Origin of the sequence: Rhizobium sp. RU33A (assembly GCF_900156055.1) — a bacterium.
GTDB lineage: Bacteria > Pseudomonadota > Alphaproteobacteria > Rhizobiales > Rhizobiaceae > Allorhizobium.
In genome coordinates this window covers 24,091-40,750 of the sequence record NZ_FTMQ01000010.1, presented here as the reverse complement: position 1 = coordinate 40,750, position 16,660 = coordinate 24,091, and the positions used below count along the sequence as shown (strand labels likewise).

Below are 16,660 nucleotides of genomic sequence, written 5' to 3'. Positions count from 1 at the left end.
GGCGGATCTCTCCGCCGGCGCTTCTGGTCGACTAACCCGGATATCAGGACGAATAGTACATGTCGTATTCGACCGGATGCGGGGTCATTTCGAAGCGCATGACTTCCTGCATCTTCAATTCGATGAACGAATCGATCTGGTCGTCGTCGAACACGCCGCCTGCGGTCAGGAACTTGCGATCCTTGTCGAGGCTTTCGAGCGCTTCGCGCAAGCTACCGCAGACCGTCGGGATCTTCTTCAGTTCCTTCGGCGGCAGGTCGTAGAGGTCCTTGTCCATGGCCTTGCCCGGATGGATCTTGTTCTTGATGCCGTCAAGGCCGGCCATCAGCATGGCGGCGAAGGCGAGGTAGGGGTTCGCCATCGGATCCGGGAAGCGGACTTCGACGCGCTTCGCCTTCGGGTTGGTGCCGAAGGGAATGCGGCACGATGCGGAGCGGTTGCGGGCGGAATAGGCCAGCAGAACCGGTGCTTCGTAACCCGGGACCAGACGCTTGTAGGAGTTGGTCGACGGGTTGGTGAAGGCATTGAGTGCCTTGGCATGCTTGATGATGCCGCCGATGTAGTAGAGGCAGCTCTCGGACAGGCCGGCATATTCGTCGCCGGCGAAGGTCGGCTTGCCGTCCTTCCAGATCGACTGGTGCACGTGCATGCCCGAGCCGTTGTCGCCGAAGATCGGCTTCGGCATGAAGGTCGCCGTCTTGCCATAGGCATTGGCGACCTGATGCACGACATACTTGTAGATCTGCATCTTGTCGGCGTTGCGTACCAGCGTGTCGAACTTGATGCCAAGCTCGTGCTGGGCCGCGGCCACTTCGTGGTGATGCTTTTCGACGACAACGCCCATTTCACCGAGAACCGTCAGCATTTCCGAGCGCATGTCCTGCAGGCTGTCGATCGGCGGAACCGGGAAATAGCCACCCTTTACGCGCGGACGGTGGCCAAGGTTGCCGGTTTCATACTCGGTATCATCGTTCGACGGGAGTTCGGTCGAGTCGAGCTTGAAGCCGGTGTTGTAGGGGTCGGCCTTGTATTTCACGTCGTCGAAGACGAAGAATTCAGCTTCCGGACCGACGAACACGGTATCACCGATACCCGATGCCTTCAGATAGGCTTCAGCCTTCTTGGCCGTGCCGCGCGGGTCGCGGTTATACGATTCACCCGACACAGGATCGAGGATGTCGCAGAGGATGACCATCGTCGACTGGGCGAAGAAGGGGTCCATGTGGACGGTTGCCGGATCCGGCATCAGTACCATGTCGGACTCGTTGATGGCCTTCCAGCCGGCAATCGAGGAACCGTCGAACATGACGCCATCGGCGAACATGTCTTCGTCGACGCAGGCGATGTCCATCGTCACGTGCTGCAGCTTGCCCTTCGGATCGGTAAAGCGCAGGTCGACGAACTTGATATCGTTGTCCTTGATCTGTTTCAGAATATCGTTTGCGGTCGTCATATTTTTATATTCCTCGCGTGAACTGACGATTTAAACCCGACCTCCCTTGGTGTCGGGTCCGATTAGATGGCGTCGATACCGGTTTCGCCGGTTCGAATGCGGACGACTTCTTCGACGTTCGAAACGAAGATTTTGCCGTCGCCGATGCGGCCCGTCTGAGCTGCATTGCGGATGGCGTCGATGACGGCCTCCACGTTCTCGTCGGCCAGTACAACTTCGACCTTCACCTTGGGCAGGAAGTCCACGACGTATTCGGCGCCGCGATAGAGCTCGGTATGGCCCTTCTGGCGACCGAAACCCTTGGCTTCCGTCACAGTGATACCCTGCAAGCCGACTTCCTGAAGGGCTTCCTTCACTTCGTCGAGCTTGAAAGGCTTGATGATCGCTTCGATCTTTTTCATGAGAAAATTTCTCTCCGCTTCCTCAGTAAAGCAGGATGAGCCCCGCCCGCCGGGCTGGATGCAGGGAATGTGCCAGTTTTTCGCGAAAATCGCGCAAAAACCGTCGCCTCCTCCGTCCGACAGGGCAAATCTCCAGCAAAACGACCGGAAAAGCCAGCCCGTTTCCTGCAAAATATCGATTTTAGCCAATCTTTTTTCCAGGGCTGCTATACCACTAACATGCTGGCCTCCTTGCGCATTTTCTGATCTTAAAGCCTGCAAACTAGGCATTTGCACAGAAAGACATCACTTGCCTTTGCCTAAAATCGTGCAGCGTTGCGCAAGGCGTGGATTCTGCTCTAACCTTGCCCCATGACCCGCCCCAGCGACCACCGACGCCCCGAGATCCTTCTGACACCGGAGGCCATGGCCCGTGTGGATGCGGCCACTTCTTCGTCTGGGATCGACAGCTTTGGGTTGATGCTGCGTGCGGGGGAGGCGGTCGCTGCGGCGGCACTTCGTCACTTTCCCGGAGCCTTGCGGTTCGTGATCCTTTGCGGGCCGGGAAACAATGGCGGAGACGGATATGTCGCGGCTTCAGCCCTGGCGCGCGCGGGCGCCGATGTCCGCGTCCACAGTCTGGTGGAGACTGCGGCGCTCAAGGGGGATGCCGCGCGCGCGCAAGCCGCCTGCCCACTTCCGGTGATGGCCATCGAGCAGTTCCACCCTGATGCAGGCGAGGTGATCATCGATGCACTGTTCGGTGCCGGCCTGAGACGCGAGCTTCCGGCTGCCGTGCAGGCGCTCATCCGCACGATTCAGGAGGCGGGACTGCCTGTGCTTGCCGTTGACCTCCCCTCCGGCATCGACGGGGCAACGGGGGAAATCAGAGGAGAAGCCTTCGAGGCAAGCCATACCGTGACCTTCATGACGAGGAAGCCTGGCCATGTTCTGCTGCCGGGTCGGCTTCATTGCGGGAGCCTTGAGGTTTTCGACATCGGCATTCCCCGGCGGATCGTCCAGGCGGAAGCCCGTCCGCTCTGGATAAACGGTCCTGCAATCTGGGCGCCTCATGTCCGATACGGTTCGGCGCACGATCACAAGTACCGCCGCGGCCATGTGACTGTGTTCTCCGGTCCGCAGACGGCGACCGGCGCAGGGCGCCTGTCTGCCGAGGCGGCATTGAGGGCTGGTGCCGGACTGGTCACGCTTGCGTCGCCATCGGAGGCGCTCGCGACCAATGCCGCCCACCTGACGGCGGTCATGCTGAGTGCGGTCGACGGTGTCGATGCCTTGTCCGAATGGCTGGCCGACACGCGCCGCACGACGTTCGTGCTTGGCCCGGGTTTCGGTGATCGGCAGCGTGCCCGCGCGTTTGCGGAGATGATCGGCCAGGCCGGACGCAAGCTCGTCCTCGATGCCGACGGTATCACTGCCTTTGCGGGTGCCGCTAAGCGACTGAATGCGCGCTTCGGTTCCGATGAGCCGAGGCTGGTCGTCACGCCGCATGAGGGTGAGTTTTCACGCCTCTTTCCGGAGATTGCAGCGGACCGCAGCTTGGGCAAGGTGGAAAAGGCACTTGCGGCTGCCGACGCCCTGGGCGGTATCGTTGTCTACAAGGGAGCGGATACCGTGATTGCCGCGCCGGACGGGCGCGCAGGCATTGAGGAAGAGGCGCCCGCGACCCTTGCCACTGCCGGATCGGGTGATGTCCTTGCCGGCATCATTGGCGCACGGCTGGCCAATGGGATGCCGGCTTTCGAGGCGGCCTGTGCGGCTGTCTACCAGCACGGTCAGGCGGCGCTCCGTGCCGGTCGCACGCTGACGGCCGAAGACCTGATCACCCAGATCCAAGCGGACTAGGCGTCAACACCCTCGACTTTAGCGTTCACAGCTCCGCCGGCTGCATGAGGCGGCTGCGCCGCAACATGCCTTCGCCCTCGAGCAAGGGATAGGCGATCGAGACGAAGAGGGAGTTGATCTCCTTCAGATCGCGCATGGTGTCGATATGCAGCGAGCTCGATTCGAAACTTGCGGCATTGCCCTGGCGCAGACGCTGAAGATGGCTCTCCTCGCTGGTCTTCACCAGGTTACGGATCGCTTCCTTGCGGGCGACGAGCTGGCGGGCATGCTCGAGATCGCGGGTGACGAGCAGGTTGAAGGCGAGATGGGCATTCTTCACCACCTCGTTGTGCATGGCGCAGAGCTCCGCCCAGCCCTCGGCCGAGAAGGCGACGTTGCGCTCCTTCTTCTTGCGGGCGCGTGTCAGCATGTTCTGCGAGATGATGTCGGCCGCCTGCTCGATCTTGATCGTTGCGCCCAGCAGGTTCTGGCATTGCGCTGCCGACGTCTGGTCGAGTGCGGTTGCGGAAATGCGAGCGAGGTAGAACTTGATGTCGCGATGGATCGTGTCGATCTGGTCGTCGAGCGTTTCAATCCGCTCCATCTTCTTTGGATCCCAGTGCTCGAAGAGATCGAAGATGCCGTCCAGCATCACCTCGGTCTTGTCGCAGACAGCCAGAACCTCACGCGTCGCGTTGGAGATCGCCTGCTGCGGATTGCCGAGATCCATCACGTTCAGGGCAGAAAGGCGATCGTCATTGGCCGGCCGCTCCTCGCTGCGAGCGAGCATGCGCTCCAGAAGGCCTGCCACGAGCCCGGCAAAGGGCAGGCCGAGCACCAGTACGGCGCCGTTCATTGCCAGATGCACCATGACGACGGCATCCCCGGGAAGGGCGGCAAAGACCGTCGGGCTGATTGCAAATACGAACTGGGCCGCGAGCGCGACCAAAGTCATCATCCCACGGATCACAACATTGCCGAGCGGCACGATTCTGGCGTTCGGCGCGGCATTCTTGGTGAGCAGTGCAGCGATGATGGCGGCGCCAAAATTGATCCCGAGCACCAGCGGAATGATCAGCGCATCCGGCAAGAGATGCTGGTCGGCGAGCGACGCGACCAGAAGGACGGCAGCGACACTGGAATGGAAAGCCCAGGCAAGCAGGGCCGCCAGCGCAAAGGCGCTGATCCAGTCGCTGGCGAGATAATTGAAGAGAACAGGCAGGATCTGGCTCTCGCGCAGCGGCTCCGACGCCTCGCCGATCAGGCGGAGTGACAGGAGGAGCAGGCCGAGTCCGAACAGGATGCGGCCGATCTGCCGCCAGCCGCGCGCCTCGGATGTCCTGAATGCAACGGTGCCCGCGAGAAGCAGAACGGGAACAAGCAGCGAGAGATCGTAGCGCAGAATGCGCACGACAAAGGCCGAGCCGAAGTCGGCACCAAGCAGGGTCGCGACACCCATGGCCGGCAAAACATAACCCGCCGCCGAAAAGGATGAGACGATCAATGCGACGGCCGTTGCGCTTTGCAGCGCCACCGCGAATAGAAAGCCCGCGAAAGCAGCCGAAAATCGGTTGCCGACGGCATGCCGGAGCTTGTCCTTCAAAACGCCGCCGTAGGCGCGCTCGATCCCGGTGCGCACCATGCGTGTCGCCCAGAGAAGCAGCGCAACGGCGCCGGCGAGATGAATGAAGACGGCGATACCCGACATGAAAGTGCCCCGAAAATTTGCAATGGTGGACGCGCACGTCCAAAACGGGAACCATGCCGGCCGAGGTCGCGGTCTTGTCCGCGACTCTGCGACCGAGCCTAGTCCAAATTCGCCATTGTCACAAATTGATGACTGTCAGTCGGCCGGAGCGATCAACCGAGCTTCTTTTGCAGATCCATCGCGCCGCGCGGCGCATTCACCTTGCCGCCGGAGATGAAGAAGGCAAAGACGTCGCGAGGTTTTTTCGCCGCCGCACTGTCTTTGGCAATCAGCGGGAGATCGTCGGGCACACCGCCGCCAGCGTAGGTTCTCAGCCGTTCTGACCAGGCATCGAGTTCCGCCGGCGGGTAACAGGTCGGCGTCTCGTCCGTGCCCTTTTGCAGCCGTGCGTAGATGAAATCAGCGGTTGGATCCGCGAACATCGGGTAGTCGTGATGATCGGCGCAGACGGCGGCTACGCCATGGCGCCTCAGCATCTCGATGAATTCTGGCACCTGGAAGGAAGCATGACGCGGCTCGACGACATGGGTGAGGGGCCGGCCCTCCAGCGTCTTCGGCAGGAGCGCCAGAAAGACTTCGAAGTCCTCGGGCTCGAACTTCTTCGTCGCCATGAATTGCCAGAGGATCGGCCCCAGATGATCCCCGAGTTCTGCAATGCCCTGGTTGACGAATTTCTCGATCGACGGACCGGCCTCGGCCAGCACCTTGCGGTTGGTGCAATAGCGACTTGCTTTCAGCGAAAAGACGAAACCCTCCGGCACCTCCGATGCCCATTTGGCGAAGGTCGCCGGCTTCTGGCTGGAATAGTATGTGCCGTTGACCTCGATCGCAGTCAGCTGCCGGCTGGCATAGTCCAGTTGCCGCTTCTTGGGCAGATCGGAGGGGTAGAAGCTGTCGTCCCAGGGATCGAAGGTCCAACCACCGATGCCGGTGCGGATCGTGCCGGATTTGGTCATGAAATGCCTCCCATTGAAGTTAGCTAGGCAATTAGCTAATATAAAATACAGCCAGGAGCGAAGCGATGACGGTCGTCACCATCCACAAGGCCAAGACGGAACTCTCCAAACTCCTCGCCCGCGTCGAAGCCGGTGAAGAAATCGTAATCGCGCGCGGCGATGAGCCGATTGCGAAACTGGTTGCCTTGACCTCATCTCAAGAAAAGAACCCGCCGCGCACGCCGGGTGCGTTGGCCCACTTGCGAGGCAAGCTGCCCTCCAATCTCTTCCTGGAGCCGATGTCCGAAGACGAGTTGGAGGCATGGGAGGGCAAATATTCTTTTCCTGGTGACAACGGCCAGTGAGATATCTTCTCGATACGCACACGCTGGTGTGGTGGTTGATCAATGGTGACCATCTCAGCCACCTCGCACGGGCTACCTTGAGCGATGGCGACAACGAGGTCATGGTCAGCGCCGTCTCCGCGTTCGAGTTGGCGACGAAGTATCGCCTCGGAAAGTGGCCCGAAGTAGGTCCCATCAGCTCTGACTTTGTCAAACATGTCATGGCTGAGCGTTTCACCTTGCTTGCAGTTGAAACATCGCACGCACTCTATGCCGGGCAGTTGGTCGCCGAGCACAAGGATCCCTTCGATCGCTTGCTTGCCGCCCAATCGAAACTGGAAGGCCTGGTAATCGTGAGTGCCGACACGGCCTTCGACACTCTGAGGGTGCAACGCCTCTGGTAGGCTCCGGCGGATCACTCCGCCGCCTGAACCTTCTTCACCGGACGCCGCTGCAGCAGCTCCTTGAGGAACTGCCCAGTATACGACGCCTCGACCTTCACCACCTCTTCCGGCGTGCCCTGGGCGACGATCTGGCCGCCGCCATCGCCACCTTCCGGACCGAAATCGAGGATATAGTCGGCCGTCTTGATGACCTCGAGATTGTGCTCGATGACCACGACAGAATTCCCCTGATTGACCAGTTCCTGCAGCATTTCCAGAAGCTTGGCGACGTCGTGGAAATGAAGGCCAGTCGTCGGTTCGTCCAGAATGTAGAGCGTGCGGCCGGTCGAGCGCTTCGACAGCTCCTTGGCGAGCTTGACGCGCTGCGCTTCACCGCCAGACAGCGTGTTCGCCTGCTGGCCGACCTTGATATAGCCTAGGCCAACATCAAACAGCGCCTGCAGCTTGTCGCGCACCGCCGGCACTGCCTGGAAGAACTCGACACCCTCCTCGACCGTCATGTCGAGCACATCGGCGATCGACTTGCCCTTGAAGGTCACATCCAGCGTCTCGCGGTTATAGCGCTTGCCGTGGCAGACGTCGCAGGTGACGTAGACGTCGGGCAGGAAGTGCATCTCGATCTTGATCACGCCGTCGCCCTGGCACGCTTCGCAGCGACCGCCCTTGACGTTGAACGAGAAGCGACCGGCCTGGTAACCGCGCGCCTTGGCTTCCGGCAGACCGGTGAACCAGTCGCGGATCGGCGTGAAGGCACCGGTATAGGTCGCTGGATTGGAGCGCGGCGTGCGCCCGATCGGTGACTGGTCGATGTCGATCACCTTGTCGATGAACTCGAAACCGTCGATCCGCTCGTGCTCTGCAGGATTTTCGCGCGCACCCATGACGCGCCGCGCCGCCGCCTTGTAAAGCGTCTCGATCAGGAAGGTCGACTTGCCGCCGCCGGACACACCGGTGACTGCCGTGAACACGCCGAGCGGGATCGAGGCGGTGACGTTCTTCAGATTGTTGCCCTTGGCGCCGACCACCTTGATCTGCTGGCCCTTCTTCGGCTTGCGCCGCTGGGCTGGGACACTCACACCCATCTCGCCGGTCAGATACTTGCCCGTCAGGGATTTCGGATTGGCCATCACGTCCTGCGGCGAGCCCTGCGCGATCACCTGGCCGCCATGAATGCCGGCCGCCGGACCGATATCGACGACGTAATCGGCGGTCAGGATCGCATCCTCGTCATGCTCGACGACGATCACGGTATTGCCGATGTCGCGCAGGTGTTTCAGCGTGTCGAGAAGGCGGGCATTGTCGCGCTGGTGCAGGCCGATCGACGGCTCGTCCAGCACATAGAGCACACCCGTCAAGCCGGAGCCGATCTGCGATGCCAGACGAATGCGCTGGCTTTCGCCGCCAGACAGTGTGCCCGAATTACGCGACATTGAGAGATAGTCGAGGCCGACATCGTTGAGGAAGCGCAGACGCTCGCGGATTTCCTTGAGCACGCGCACGGCGATTTCGTTCTGCTTGTCGGTGAGCTTGGCCGGCAGATCCTCGAACCAGGAGCCGGCATTGCGGATCGCCATGTTCGTCACCTGGCCGATATGCAGCCCATTGATCTTGACCGCGAGCGCCTCGGGCTTCAGGCGGAAGCCATTGCAGGCCGGGCAGGGGGCGGCCGACATGAAGCGCTCGATTTCCTCGCGCGCCCAGGCACTGTCGGTCTCCTTCCAGCGCCGCTCGAGGTTCGGAACGATGCCTTCGAAGGTCTTGGTCGTGGTATAGGAGCGCGCACCATCGGCATAGTGGAAGTCGATCTTCTCCTCGGTACCGTGCAAGATCGCCTTCTGCGCCGCCTCTGAAAGATCCGACCACTTCGCCGTCAGCTTGAAGCCGAAGGCCTTGCCCAGCGCTTCCAGCGTCTGGTTGTAGTAAGGGGAGCTCGACTTGGCCCAGGGCGCAATCGCCCCATCGTTCAGCTTGCGATGCACCTCCGGAACGATCAGCGCTTCATCAATCTTCTGCTGCGAACCAAGGCCATCGCAGGTCGGGCAGGCGCCGAAGGGATTGTTGAAGGAGAAGAGGCGCGGCTCGATTTCCGGAATGGTGAAGCCGGAGACGGGGCAGGCGAATTTCTCCGAGAACAGCACGCGTTCATGCGTTTCGTTCAGGGACTTGTTGGCCGAACCGCCGGCAGATGTTTCCTCTGGCGGCAGCGGCTTGTCTGCGAATTCCGCGACCGCGAGACCGTCGGCGAGCCTTAGGCAGGTTTCGAGACTGTCAGCCAGGCGGCTCGCGATGTCAGGCCGGACAACCACGCGATCGACCACCACGTCGATATCGTGCTTGTACTTCTTGTCGAGCGTCGGGGCCTCGGCGATTTCGTAGAACTGCCCGTCGATTTTGACGCGCTGAAAGCCCTTCTTCATCAGTTCGGCGAGTTCCTTCTTGTACTCGCCCTTGCGGCCGCGGATCATCGGCGCGAGGATGTAGAGACGGGTGCCTTCCTCGTAAGCGAGGATCCGGTCGACCATCTGGCTGACCGTCTGGCTCTCGATCGGCAGGCCGGTCGCCGGCGAATAGGGAACGCCGACGCGCGCAAACAGCAGGCGCATATAGTCGTAGATCTCGGTGACCGTGCCAACCGTCGAGCGTGGATTGCGCGAGGTCGTCTTCTGCTCGATCGAGATCGCCGGCGACAGACCCTCGATCTGGTCGACATCAGGCTTCTGCATCATTTCAAGGAACTGCCGCGCGTAGGCCGACAGGCTCTCGACGTAACGCCGCTGCCCTTCGGCATAGATCGTGTCGAAGGCAAGCGACGACTTGCCGGAGCCGGAAAGCCCCGTCATCACGATCAGGCTGTTGCGCGGCAGATCGAGGTCGATGCCCTTGAGATTATGCTCGCGCGCGCCACGGATGGAAATGGTCTTGAGTTCGCTCATGTCAGGCTCTGATCGGCAAAGGGAAGGGGACTGTCCTTGGGAGAACTGTCCTTATGTAGGCAACGGCGCCCGTGAGTCGAGGCACAAGGCGCAACGGCTGTGGAATTTCGATTCTGTTGACAGGATCATAGAGAAATACTAGAACAAATAAAGAACATTTTCGCTGTGGATTTAGCCGCCTGTTCTCCCACTCGCCGGAACGGATGGGATAAGGTGGCATTTGATTGGATTTTGAACGCCGCGGCGGCGCGGCAGTAAGGTGAGTGTCATGGCTGGTAGCGTCAACAAGGTCATTCTGATCGGCAATCTCGGTGCCGATCCCGAAATTCGCCGGACCCAGGACGGCCGGCCGATCGCCAATCTGCGCATCGCGACCTCGGAAACCTGGCGCGACAAGAACAGCGGCGAACGCAAGGAAAAGACCGAATGGCATTCGGTCGTGATCTTCAATGAAGGCCTCTGCAAGGTCGCCGAACAGTATCTGAAAAAGGGCTCGACCGTTTACATCGAGGGCCAGTTGCAGACCCGCAAGTGGCAGGACCAGAGCGGCGCGGACCGTTACTCGACGGAAGTCGTGCTGCAGGGCTTCAGCGGTAACCTGACCATGCTTGGCGGTCGCGGTGACGGCGCTGGCGGCGCGCGCGGCGGCAATGACTTTGGCGGCGCTGACTACGGCGGCGGCGGCGGTGGTTATGACGGCGGCTACAGTGCCCCTGCACCCTCGCGTGGCGGCGCCTCCGGTGGCGCAAGCCGCGGCGGCAGCGCGCCCTCCGGCGGCTTCTCGCGTGACCTGGACGACGACATTCCGTTCTGAGAACAGGCCAGAATCGATAAGAAATGGGGGCTTCGGCCCCCATAATCATTTGCGGTCAATCCTGGTCTGCAAGTCGCACGCCGAAGGGAGTTCGGCAATTGGCGAATTGCCTTCCGGGTCGGTCAGCCTGCGAAGGCCGACTTCACACCGTCAACGACAAACTGCACCGAAAGCGCGGCCAGCAGCACGCCCAGCAGACGCGTCAGCAGCGCGCGGCCAGTCACGCCGAGGAACTTGTTCAGCCTTTCGGCAAGGTAGAGCGATACCAAGACGAGACCGAGCACCACGCCGATAACCGCGATCAGCTGCAGCTTGCCGATCCATCCGTCCATCGTGCCTGAGATCAGCACGGTGGCCGATATGGCGCCGGGGCCGGCGATCAGCGGGATGGCGAGCGGAAAGACCGCGAGGTTGTGGATGTGATCCTTGGTGATCGCATCGCCTGTCGTCTTTTCCTTCCGCTCATTGCGCTTCTCGAAGATCATCTCGAAGGCAATGGCAAACAGCATCAAGCCGCCGGCGATGCGGAAGGCGCCCATGGAGATGCCGAGCGCGCCGAGAATGGTGGCGCCGAACAGCGCAAAGACGGTCAGGATGGCGAAACCCATCACGGAGCCGCGAATGGCAACCTGCTGGCGCTGCTCGCGTGTCATGCCCTGTGTGAGGCCGAGGAAGAGCGGGGCCAGCCCCGGCGGATCGACGGTGACCAGCAGGGTCGTCAGTGCGCTGATCATCGTTTCTGTCATCGCCATGGTGTATCTTTCTCCTGTCCAGGCACGCATAAAGCCGAAGCCTTGGTGGCCTTGCAAGGCTGGCCCCCAAGATATTGACGAAAATGCCTTTCCCAGGCCGTAAAAGCCTGTTTATAACCGGCCTCGAAATTGGCGCGCGCGCGCGTGTTCCGCTATAGATTTCCCAGTGATTCCGAACAGAGATCGTGACCTGATTTGACTGAGCAAAGCACTCCCGGCGGCGGCAAGTTCCCGCAAGGCATCGAGCCTATTTCCATCATGGAGGAAATGCAGCGGTCCTATCTCGATTACGCGATGAGCGTGATCGTGAGCCGCGCACTTCCCGATGTGCGTGACGGGCTCAAGCCCGTACACCGCCGTATCCTTTACGGCATGAACGAGCTCGGCCTCGACTGGAACAAGAAATACGTCAAGAGCGCCCGCGTCACCGGTGACGTCATGGGTAAGTATCACCCGCATGGCGACTCCGCGATCTATGACGCGCTCGCCCGTATGGCGCAGCCATGGTCGCTGCGCATGCCGCTGATCGACGGCCAGGGCAATTTCGGTTCTGTCGACGGCGACCCGCCGGCAGCACAGCGTTACACGGAATGCCGCCTGCAGAAGGTCTCGCACGCGCTGCTCGACGACCTCGACAAGGAAACGGTCGACTTCCGCGACAACTATGACGGCACCATGTCGGAGCCGGTCGTCGTTCCCGCCAAGTTCCCGAACCTGCTGGTCAATGGTGCGGGCGGTATCGCGGTTGGCATGGCCACCAATATCCCGCCGCACAACCTGGTCGAGGTTCTCGACGGCTGCACCGCGCTGATCGACAATCCGGCGATCGAGCTGCCGGAACTGATGCAGATTATCCCGGGTCCCGATTTCCCGACCGGCTCGATGATCCTCGGCCGTTCGGGCATTCGGTCCGCCTATGAGACGGGTCGCGGTTCCGTTGTCCAGCGCGGCGTCGCCCGCGTCGAGCCCATGCGCGGCGACCGCGAGCAGATCATCATCACCGAGATCCCCTATCAGGTGAACAAGTCGACGATGATCGAGAAGATGGCCGAACTCGTGCGCGAAAAGCGCATCGAGGGCATCTCCGACCTGCGCGACGAATCCGACCGCGATGGCTACCGCGTCGTCATCGAGCTGAAGCGCGACGCCAATGCCGATGTCATCCTGAACCAGCTTTATCGCTACACCCCGCTGCAGACCTCCTTCGGTTGCAACATGGTGGCGCTGAACGGCGGCAAGCCGGAACAGCTGACCCTGCTCGACATGCTGCGGGCCTTCGTCAACTTCCGCGAGGAAGTCGTCAGCCGCCGCACCAAGTATCTGCTGCGCAAGGCGCGTGACCGGGCCCACGTCTTGGTCGGTCTCGCGATCGCCGTTGCCAATATCGACGAAGTCATTGCGCTGATCCGCAAGGCGCCGGACCCGGCAACTGCACGCGAACAGCTGATGACCCGCCGCTGGCCGGCCCATGATGTGGAATCGCTGATCCGCCTGATCGACGATCCGCGCCACCGGATCAACGAGGACCTTACCTACAATCTCTCGGAAGAGCAGGCCCGCGCCATCCTCGAACTGCGCCTCGCCCGCCTGACGGCACTCGGACGCGACGAGATCGATGAGGAGCTGAACAAGATCGGCGCAGAGATTTCGGACTATCTCGACATCCTCTCGTCGCGCGTCCGCATCCAGCAGATCATCAAGGACGAATTCACCGCGATCCGCGATGAATTCGGCACGCCGCGCCGCACCCAGATCGTCGATGGCGGTCCCGATATGGACGACGAGGATCTGATCGCCCGGGAAGAGATGGTCGTCACCGTCAGCCATGCCGGTTACATCAAGCGCGTGCCGCTGACGACCTACCGTGCCCAGCGCCGCGGCGGCAAGGGTCGCTCCGGCATGGCGATGAAGGACGAGGATTTCGCAACCCGTCTGTTCGTCGCCAATACCCATACGCCGGTTCTGTTCTTCTCGTCGCGCGGCATCGTCTACAAGGAAAAGGTCTGGCGCCTGCCGATCGGCACCCCGACCTCGCGTGGCAAGGCGATGATCAACATGTTCCCGCTGGAGCCCGGCGAGCGCATCACCTCGATCATGCCGCTGCCTGAGGACGAGGCAAGCTGGGGCAATCTCGACGTCATGTTCTCGACGACCCGTGGCACGGTTCGCCGCAACAAGCTGTCGGACTTTATCCAGGTCAACCGCAACGGCAAGATTGCGATGAAGCTCGAGGAAGAGGGCGACCAGATCCTCGGCGTCGAGACCTGCACCGAACGTGACGACGTGCTGCTGACGACGGCACTTGGCCAGGCGATCCGCTTCCCGGTCGACGAAGTGCGCGTCTTTGCCGGCCGCAACTCGATCGGTGTCCGTGGTCTGACCTTGGCCGATGGCGACCGTCTGATCTCGATGACCATTCTTGCGCATGTCGATGCCGAACCGTGGCAGCGTGCGGCCTATCTCAAGCGTTCGGCCGCCGAGCGCCGGGCCATGGGCGTCGACGAAGACGATATCGCCCTAGTCGGCGAAGAAGTCGGCGCCGAAGGCGAATTGTCGGAAGAACGCTATCAGGAGCTCAAGGCCCGCGAGCAGTTCGTGCTCACGGTCTCCGAGAAGGGCTACGGCAAGCGCTCTTCGTCTTATGATTTCCGCACCTCCGGTCGTGGCGGCAAGGGCATCCGTGCCACCGACACCTCGAAGACCGCGGAAATCGGCGAACTGGTTGCGGCTTTCCCGGTCGAGGAAACAGATCAGCTTATGCTGGTGTCCGATGGCGGCCAGCTGATCCGCGTACCGGTCAACGGTATCCGCATCGCCAGCCGTGCGACCAAGGGTGTGACGATCTTTTCGACCGCGAAGGATGAGAAGGTTGTTTCGGTCGAGCGGATCACTGAACCGGAAGCGGATGACGAAGTCATTGAGGCCTCGGAAGGAGTCGACGGCGAGAGCACTGCAACGCCGGTCGATGGTGCCGGTGGCGAGGGCGGTAGCGAGACCCCGACGGAATGATGTTAAGCCGGCCCGCAAGGGCCGGTCTCATCCATTATCGACAAACGAAAAGCCCGCCGGATTGTTATCCGAGCGGGCTTTTTGCTGGAGGTCTGCATCAAGTTTGACGCGGTCTTGTTTTTGGGCCGGTGTGTGGATCCACCGACTGTGACCGCTTGGGATCGGTCTCAGAAGGCCTTGCGGCGCTCCATCATGGCCCGGAAATCGTCGTTTTCGCGCTTCAGAGCCGTGATCGCCGAGGCGACCGAGGCGACGAACATGCCGCTGATCAGAGCAGCCAGAACAGACAGGGTGATAAACATGTCATTCCTTTCTTTCTCAGCGTGTCGTTGCGTTTCTAGCGGCGAAAACTCGTGTCTGATCAGTGGCCGAAGCTGTGGTAGCGGGCCGTCATCGGGGGGCCGTAGAAAGCAGCGTCACCGCTGTCCTTGATGTAAAAGGTTGCAGAGGTGGCAACCATGGCAGTCATCATCATCATCCATACGAGGTTGATCAGGGTAACCTTGTCATGCATTGCTTTAGTCCTTTGAATGCCGGCATTCGCTGCCGTAAAATGCTTGCGTGCGGAAATAGTTCCCGCACAGTGTAGGAAGAGGTTTATCGGGCTGCGCCTGAAGTCCTCTTGAACGTGCCGTTCATCTGGCGTTCATCTTCGCAGTCCAGTGGCGACTGCTCCATCCAGTCCCGCACAACCATCAACCCAAGTTCGATGAGCAGAGACGCAGCGATGGCGGAAGCGATCAGAAGAGCGAGCATGGGAACGTCCTTGGGCTGTCTCGGTTTGGTTGACGATCTGAGCCTAGCGATGTCGGCCTGAAGCGCTCTTGAATGGCGTGTTCATCTACTGTTCAGCGGTCTGGTCGGGTTCTTGGCTCGACGCAGGCGTGACAAAGGCCCGCTCTTAGGGTGCTTGCGATCAGCCGCCTTCCGTGACAAAAGGCGAGCGAAACCAACAGACGGGTTCTCATGGCGACCGCATTTTATCCTGGCTCTTTCGATCCGATGACCAACGGCCACCTGGACGTGCTCGTTCAGGCGCTGAACATCAGCGATCGCCTGGTGGTCGCAATCGGAACGCATCCGGGAAAGACGCCGCTGTTTACCTACGAAGAGCGTGCCGATCTGATCCGTGCGTCGCTTGTTGCGGTTCTGCCGGACAGGGCAGGGGACCTCGAGGTGGTGTCCTTCGCCGACCTCGCCGTCGATGCCGCCCGCAGGCATGGTGCCCGCATCATGGTGCGCGGTCTGCGCGACGGAACCGATTTCGATTATGAAATGCAGCTTGCCGGCATGAATGCGACCATGGCACCGGAACTGCAGACCGTCTTCCTGCCGGCGGCAACCGCCTCACGGCCCATAACGGCCACATTGGTCCGCCAGATCGCCGCCATGGGTGGAGATGTCGGTGCCTTCGTACCCGCGCCGGTGCTTGCCGCCCTCAATTCCAGATACGGCCGCTGAGCCGCAATTTTCAGAACGGGAGTGATCATGAAGCTCGTCCAACTCGCAACCGCATTCCTTCTGGCTGTAGCCGGTTTCGGCTCCGCCCAGGCCCAGTCCAACGAAGACTTCCTGACCATCCAGCTCAAGGATGGCCCGGTCGTGATCCAGCTGATGCCGGACGTGGCACCGAAGCACGTTGCGCAGATCAAGGATCTCGCGTCCAAGGGCGAATATGACAATGTCGCCTTCCACCGCGTGATCGAAGGCTTCATGGCCCAGACCGGCGACGTGCAGTTCGGCGACATGGAAAACGGCTTCGAGCCGGGTCGTGCCGGTACCGGCGGCTCCAGCCTGCCCGACATCGAGGCTGAATTCTCGAGCGTGCCCTTCGAGCGCGGCACCGTCGGCATGGCGCGCAGCCAGGACCCGAACTCTGCCAATTCGCAGTTCTTCATCATGTTCGCCGAAGGCGGCTTCCTGAACGGCCAGTACACGGTCGTCGGCAAGGTCGTGTCGGGCATGGACGCCGTCGACAAGATCAAGCGCGGCGAAGGCGGCAACGGCGAAGTCACCGACCCGGACCGCATGGTCAAGGTCACCGTCGGTCGCAACTGATATCAAAAGGGCGCTACGCCCCAATCCA

The 16,660-nt window shown here is 61.1% G+C and carries 16 protein-coding genes; 7 read left to right on the top strand and 9 right to left on the bottom strand.

Annotated features, from left to right (window positions below; translation table 11 throughout):
• Positions 1-43 precede the first annotated feature (43 nt).
• Complete coding sequence (glnA, locus tag BW978_RS22460; RefSeq protein ID WP_076398378.1) at positions 44-1,453, bottom strand: type I glutamate--ammonia ligase; 1,410 nt, start codon at positions 1,451-1,453, stop codon at positions 44-46.
• Positions 1,454-1,515: 62 nt separating this feature from the next.
• Positions 1,516-1,854 (bottom strand): P-II family nitrogen regulator, encoded by a 339-nt coding sequence (locus tag BW978_RS22455; RefSeq protein WP_006727717.1) that lies wholly within the window; start codon positions 1,852-1,854, stop codon positions 1,516-1,518.
• 351 nt (positions 1,855-2,205) lie between these two features.
• Here BW978_RS22455 and BW978_RS22450 point away from each other — a divergent pair, with 351 nt between their 5' ends.
• A complete protein-coding gene (locus tag BW978_RS22450; RefSeq protein ID WP_076398375.1) occupies positions 2,206-3,696 on the top strand; it encodes an NAD(P)H-hydrate dehydratase in 1,491 nt (496 codons plus the stop codon).
• Positions 3,697-3,721: 25 nt separating this feature from the next.
• On the opposite strand, the gene BW978_RS22445 is transcribed toward BW978_RS22450, so the two are convergent.
• On the bottom strand, positions 3,722-5,383 hold the full coding sequence (locus tag BW978_RS22445) for a Na/Pi cotransporter family protein (RefSeq protein ID WP_076398373.1): 1,662 nt from the start codon (positions 5,381-5,383) through the stop codon (positions 3,722-3,724).
• A 152-nt stretch (positions 5,384-5,535) separates the two neighbouring features.
• Positions 5,536-6,339: a DUF72 domain-containing protein gene (locus tag BW978_RS22440; RefSeq protein ID WP_076398370.1), complete on the bottom strand. Its 804-nt coding sequence runs from the start codon at positions 6,337-6,339 to the stop codon at positions 5,536-5,538.
• A 65-nt stretch (positions 6,340-6,404) separates the two neighbouring features.
• Between BW978_RS22440 and BW978_RS22435 the strand changes: the two genes are divergently transcribed.
• Positions 6,405-6,683 carry a type II toxin-antitoxin system Phd/YefM family antitoxin gene (locus BW978_RS22435; RefSeq protein WP_076398368.1) on the top strand — a complete coding sequence of 93 codons (279 nt, stop codon included), beginning with the start codon at positions 6,405-6,407 and terminating at the stop codon, positions 6,681-6,683.
• Complete coding sequence (locus BW978_RS22430; protein ID WP_076398365.1) at positions 6,680-7,066, top strand: type II toxin-antitoxin system VapC family toxin; 387 nt, start codon at positions 6,680-6,682, stop codon at positions 7,064-7,066. Before BW978_RS22435 ends, BW978_RS22430 begins: the two co-directional genes overlap by 4 nt.
• A gap of 11 nt (positions 7,067-7,077) precedes the next feature.
• Here BW978_RS22430 and uvrA read toward each other — a convergent pair whose 3' ends face one another.
• Positions 7,078-9,999, bottom strand: a complete 2,922-nt coding sequence (gene uvrA, locus BW978_RS22425) for an excinuclease ABC subunit UvrA (RefSeq protein WP_076398362.1) — start codon at positions 9,997-9,999, stop codon at positions 7,078-7,080.
• A 268-nt stretch (positions 10,000-10,267) separates the two neighbouring features.
• Between uvrA and BW978_RS22420 the strand changes: the two genes are divergently transcribed.
• Positions 10,268-10,813 carry a single-stranded DNA-binding protein gene (locus tag BW978_RS22420; protein WP_076398360.1) on the top strand — a complete coding sequence of 182 codons (546 nt, stop codon included), beginning with the start codon at positions 10,268-10,270 and terminating at the stop codon, positions 10,811-10,813.
• Between the two features lie 122 nt (positions 10,814-10,935).
• Here BW978_RS22420 and BW978_RS22415 read toward each other — a convergent pair whose 3' ends face one another.
• Positions 10,936-11,565 (bottom strand): MarC family protein, encoded by a 630-nt coding sequence (locus tag BW978_RS22415; RefSeq protein ID WP_076398358.1) that lies wholly within the window; start codon positions 11,563-11,565, stop codon positions 10,936-10,938.
• A 195-nt stretch (positions 11,566-11,760) separates the two neighbouring features.
• On the opposite strand from BW978_RS22415, the gene gyrA reads away from it, so the two are divergent.
• Positions 11,761-14,574 carry a DNA gyrase subunit A gene (gene gyrA / locus BW978_RS22410; RefSeq protein WP_076398356.1) on the top strand — a complete coding sequence of 938 codons (2,814 nt, stop codon included), beginning with the start codon at positions 11,761-11,763 and terminating at the stop codon, positions 14,572-14,574.
• Positions 14,575-14,741: 167 nt separating this feature from the next.
• Here the strand turns inward: gyrA and BW978_RS23920 are convergent, their stop codons facing one another.
• The 3 genes from BW978_RS23920 to BW978_RS23665 form a co-directional block, all read right to left on the bottom strand.
• Positions 14,742-14,876, bottom strand: coding sequence for a hypothetical protein (locus BW978_RS23920; protein WP_006727707.1), 135 nt, complete (start codon positions 14,874-14,876; stop codon positions 14,742-14,744).
• A gap of 59 nt (positions 14,877-14,935) precedes the next feature.
• Complete coding sequence (locus BW978_RS23670; protein ID WP_162760091.1) at positions 14,936-15,088, bottom strand: hypothetical protein; 153 nt, start codon at positions 15,086-15,088, stop codon at positions 14,936-14,938.
• A gap of 83 nt (positions 15,089-15,171) precedes the next feature.
• Positions 15,172-15,330, bottom strand: a complete 159-nt coding sequence (locus BW978_RS23665; RefSeq protein ID WP_175616931.1) for a hypothetical protein — start codon at positions 15,328-15,330, stop codon at positions 15,172-15,174.
• A 210-nt stretch (positions 15,331-15,540) separates the two neighbouring features.
• Between BW978_RS23665 and coaD the strand changes: the two genes are divergently transcribed.
• Entirely contained in the window at positions 15,541-16,035 is a 495-nt protein-coding gene (gene coaD / locus BW978_RS22405; RefSeq protein ID WP_076398353.1) for a pantetheine-phosphate adenylyltransferase, read from the top strand.
• A 27-nt stretch (positions 16,036-16,062) separates the two neighbouring features.
• Positions 16,063-16,632, top strand: a complete 570-nt coding sequence (locus tag BW978_RS22400; protein WP_076398350.1) for a peptidylprolyl isomerase — start codon at positions 16,063-16,065, stop codon at positions 16,630-16,632.
• The last annotated feature ends 28 nt before the right edge of the window (positions 16,633-16,660 follow it).

What these genes read in the sequence shown, in the direction of transcription:
- glnA (WP_076398378.1), bottom strand. Translation starts at nt 1,453, where the DNA reads ATGACGACCGCAAACGATATTCTGAAACAGATCAAGGACAACGATATC.
- BW978_RS22455 (WP_006727717.1), bottom strand. Translation starts at nt 1,854, where the DNA reads ATGAAAAAGATCGAAGCGATCATCAAGCCTTTCAAGCTCGACGAAGTG.
- BW978_RS22450 (WP_076398375.1), top strand. Translation starts at nt 2,206, where the DNA reads ATGACCCGCCCCAGCGACCACCGACGCCCCGAGATCCTTCTGACACCG.
- BW978_RS22445 (WP_076398373.1), bottom strand. Translation starts at nt 5,383, where the DNA reads ATGTCGGGTATCGCCGTCTTCATTCATCTCGCCGGCGCCGTTGCGCTG.
- BW978_RS22440 (WP_076398370.1), bottom strand. Translation starts at nt 6,339, where the DNA reads ATGACCAAATCCGGCACGATCCGCACCGGCATCGGTGGTTGGACCTTC.
- BW978_RS22435 (WP_076398368.1), top strand. Translation starts at nt 6,405, where the DNA reads ATGACGGTCGTCACCATCCACAAGGCCAAGACGGAACTCTCCAAACTC.
- uvrA (WP_076398362.1), bottom strand. Translation starts at nt 9,999, where the DNA reads ATGAGCGAACTCAAGACCATTTCCATCCGTGGCGCGCGCGAGCATAAT.
- BW978_RS22420 (WP_076398360.1), top strand. Translation starts at nt 10,268, where the DNA reads ATGGCTGGTAGCGTCAACAAGGTCATTCTGATCGGCAATCTCGGTGCC.
- BW978_RS22415 (WP_076398358.1), bottom strand. Translation starts at nt 11,565, where the DNA reads ATGGCGATGACAGAAACGATGATCAGCGCACTGACGACCCTGCTGGTC.
- BW978_RS23920 (WP_006727707.1), bottom strand. Translation starts at nt 14,876, where the DNA reads ATGTTTATCACCCTGTCTGTTCTGGCTGCTCTGATCAGCGGCATGTTC.
- BW978_RS23670 (WP_162760091.1), bottom strand. Translation starts at nt 15,088, where the DNA reads ATGCATGACAAGGTTACCCTGATCAACCTCGTATGGATGATGATGATG.
- BW978_RS23665 (WP_175616931.1), bottom strand. Translation starts at nt 15,330, where the DNA reads ATGCTCGCTCTTCTGATCGCTTCCGCCATCGCTGCGTCTCTGCTCATC.
- coaD (WP_076398353.1), top strand. Translation starts at nt 15,541, where the DNA reads ATGGCGACCGCATTTTATCCTGGCTCTTTCGATCCGATGACCAACGGC.
- BW978_RS22400 (WP_076398350.1), top strand. Translation starts at nt 16,063, where the DNA reads ATGAAGCTCGTCCAACTCGCAACCGCATTCCTTCTGGCTGTAGCCGGT.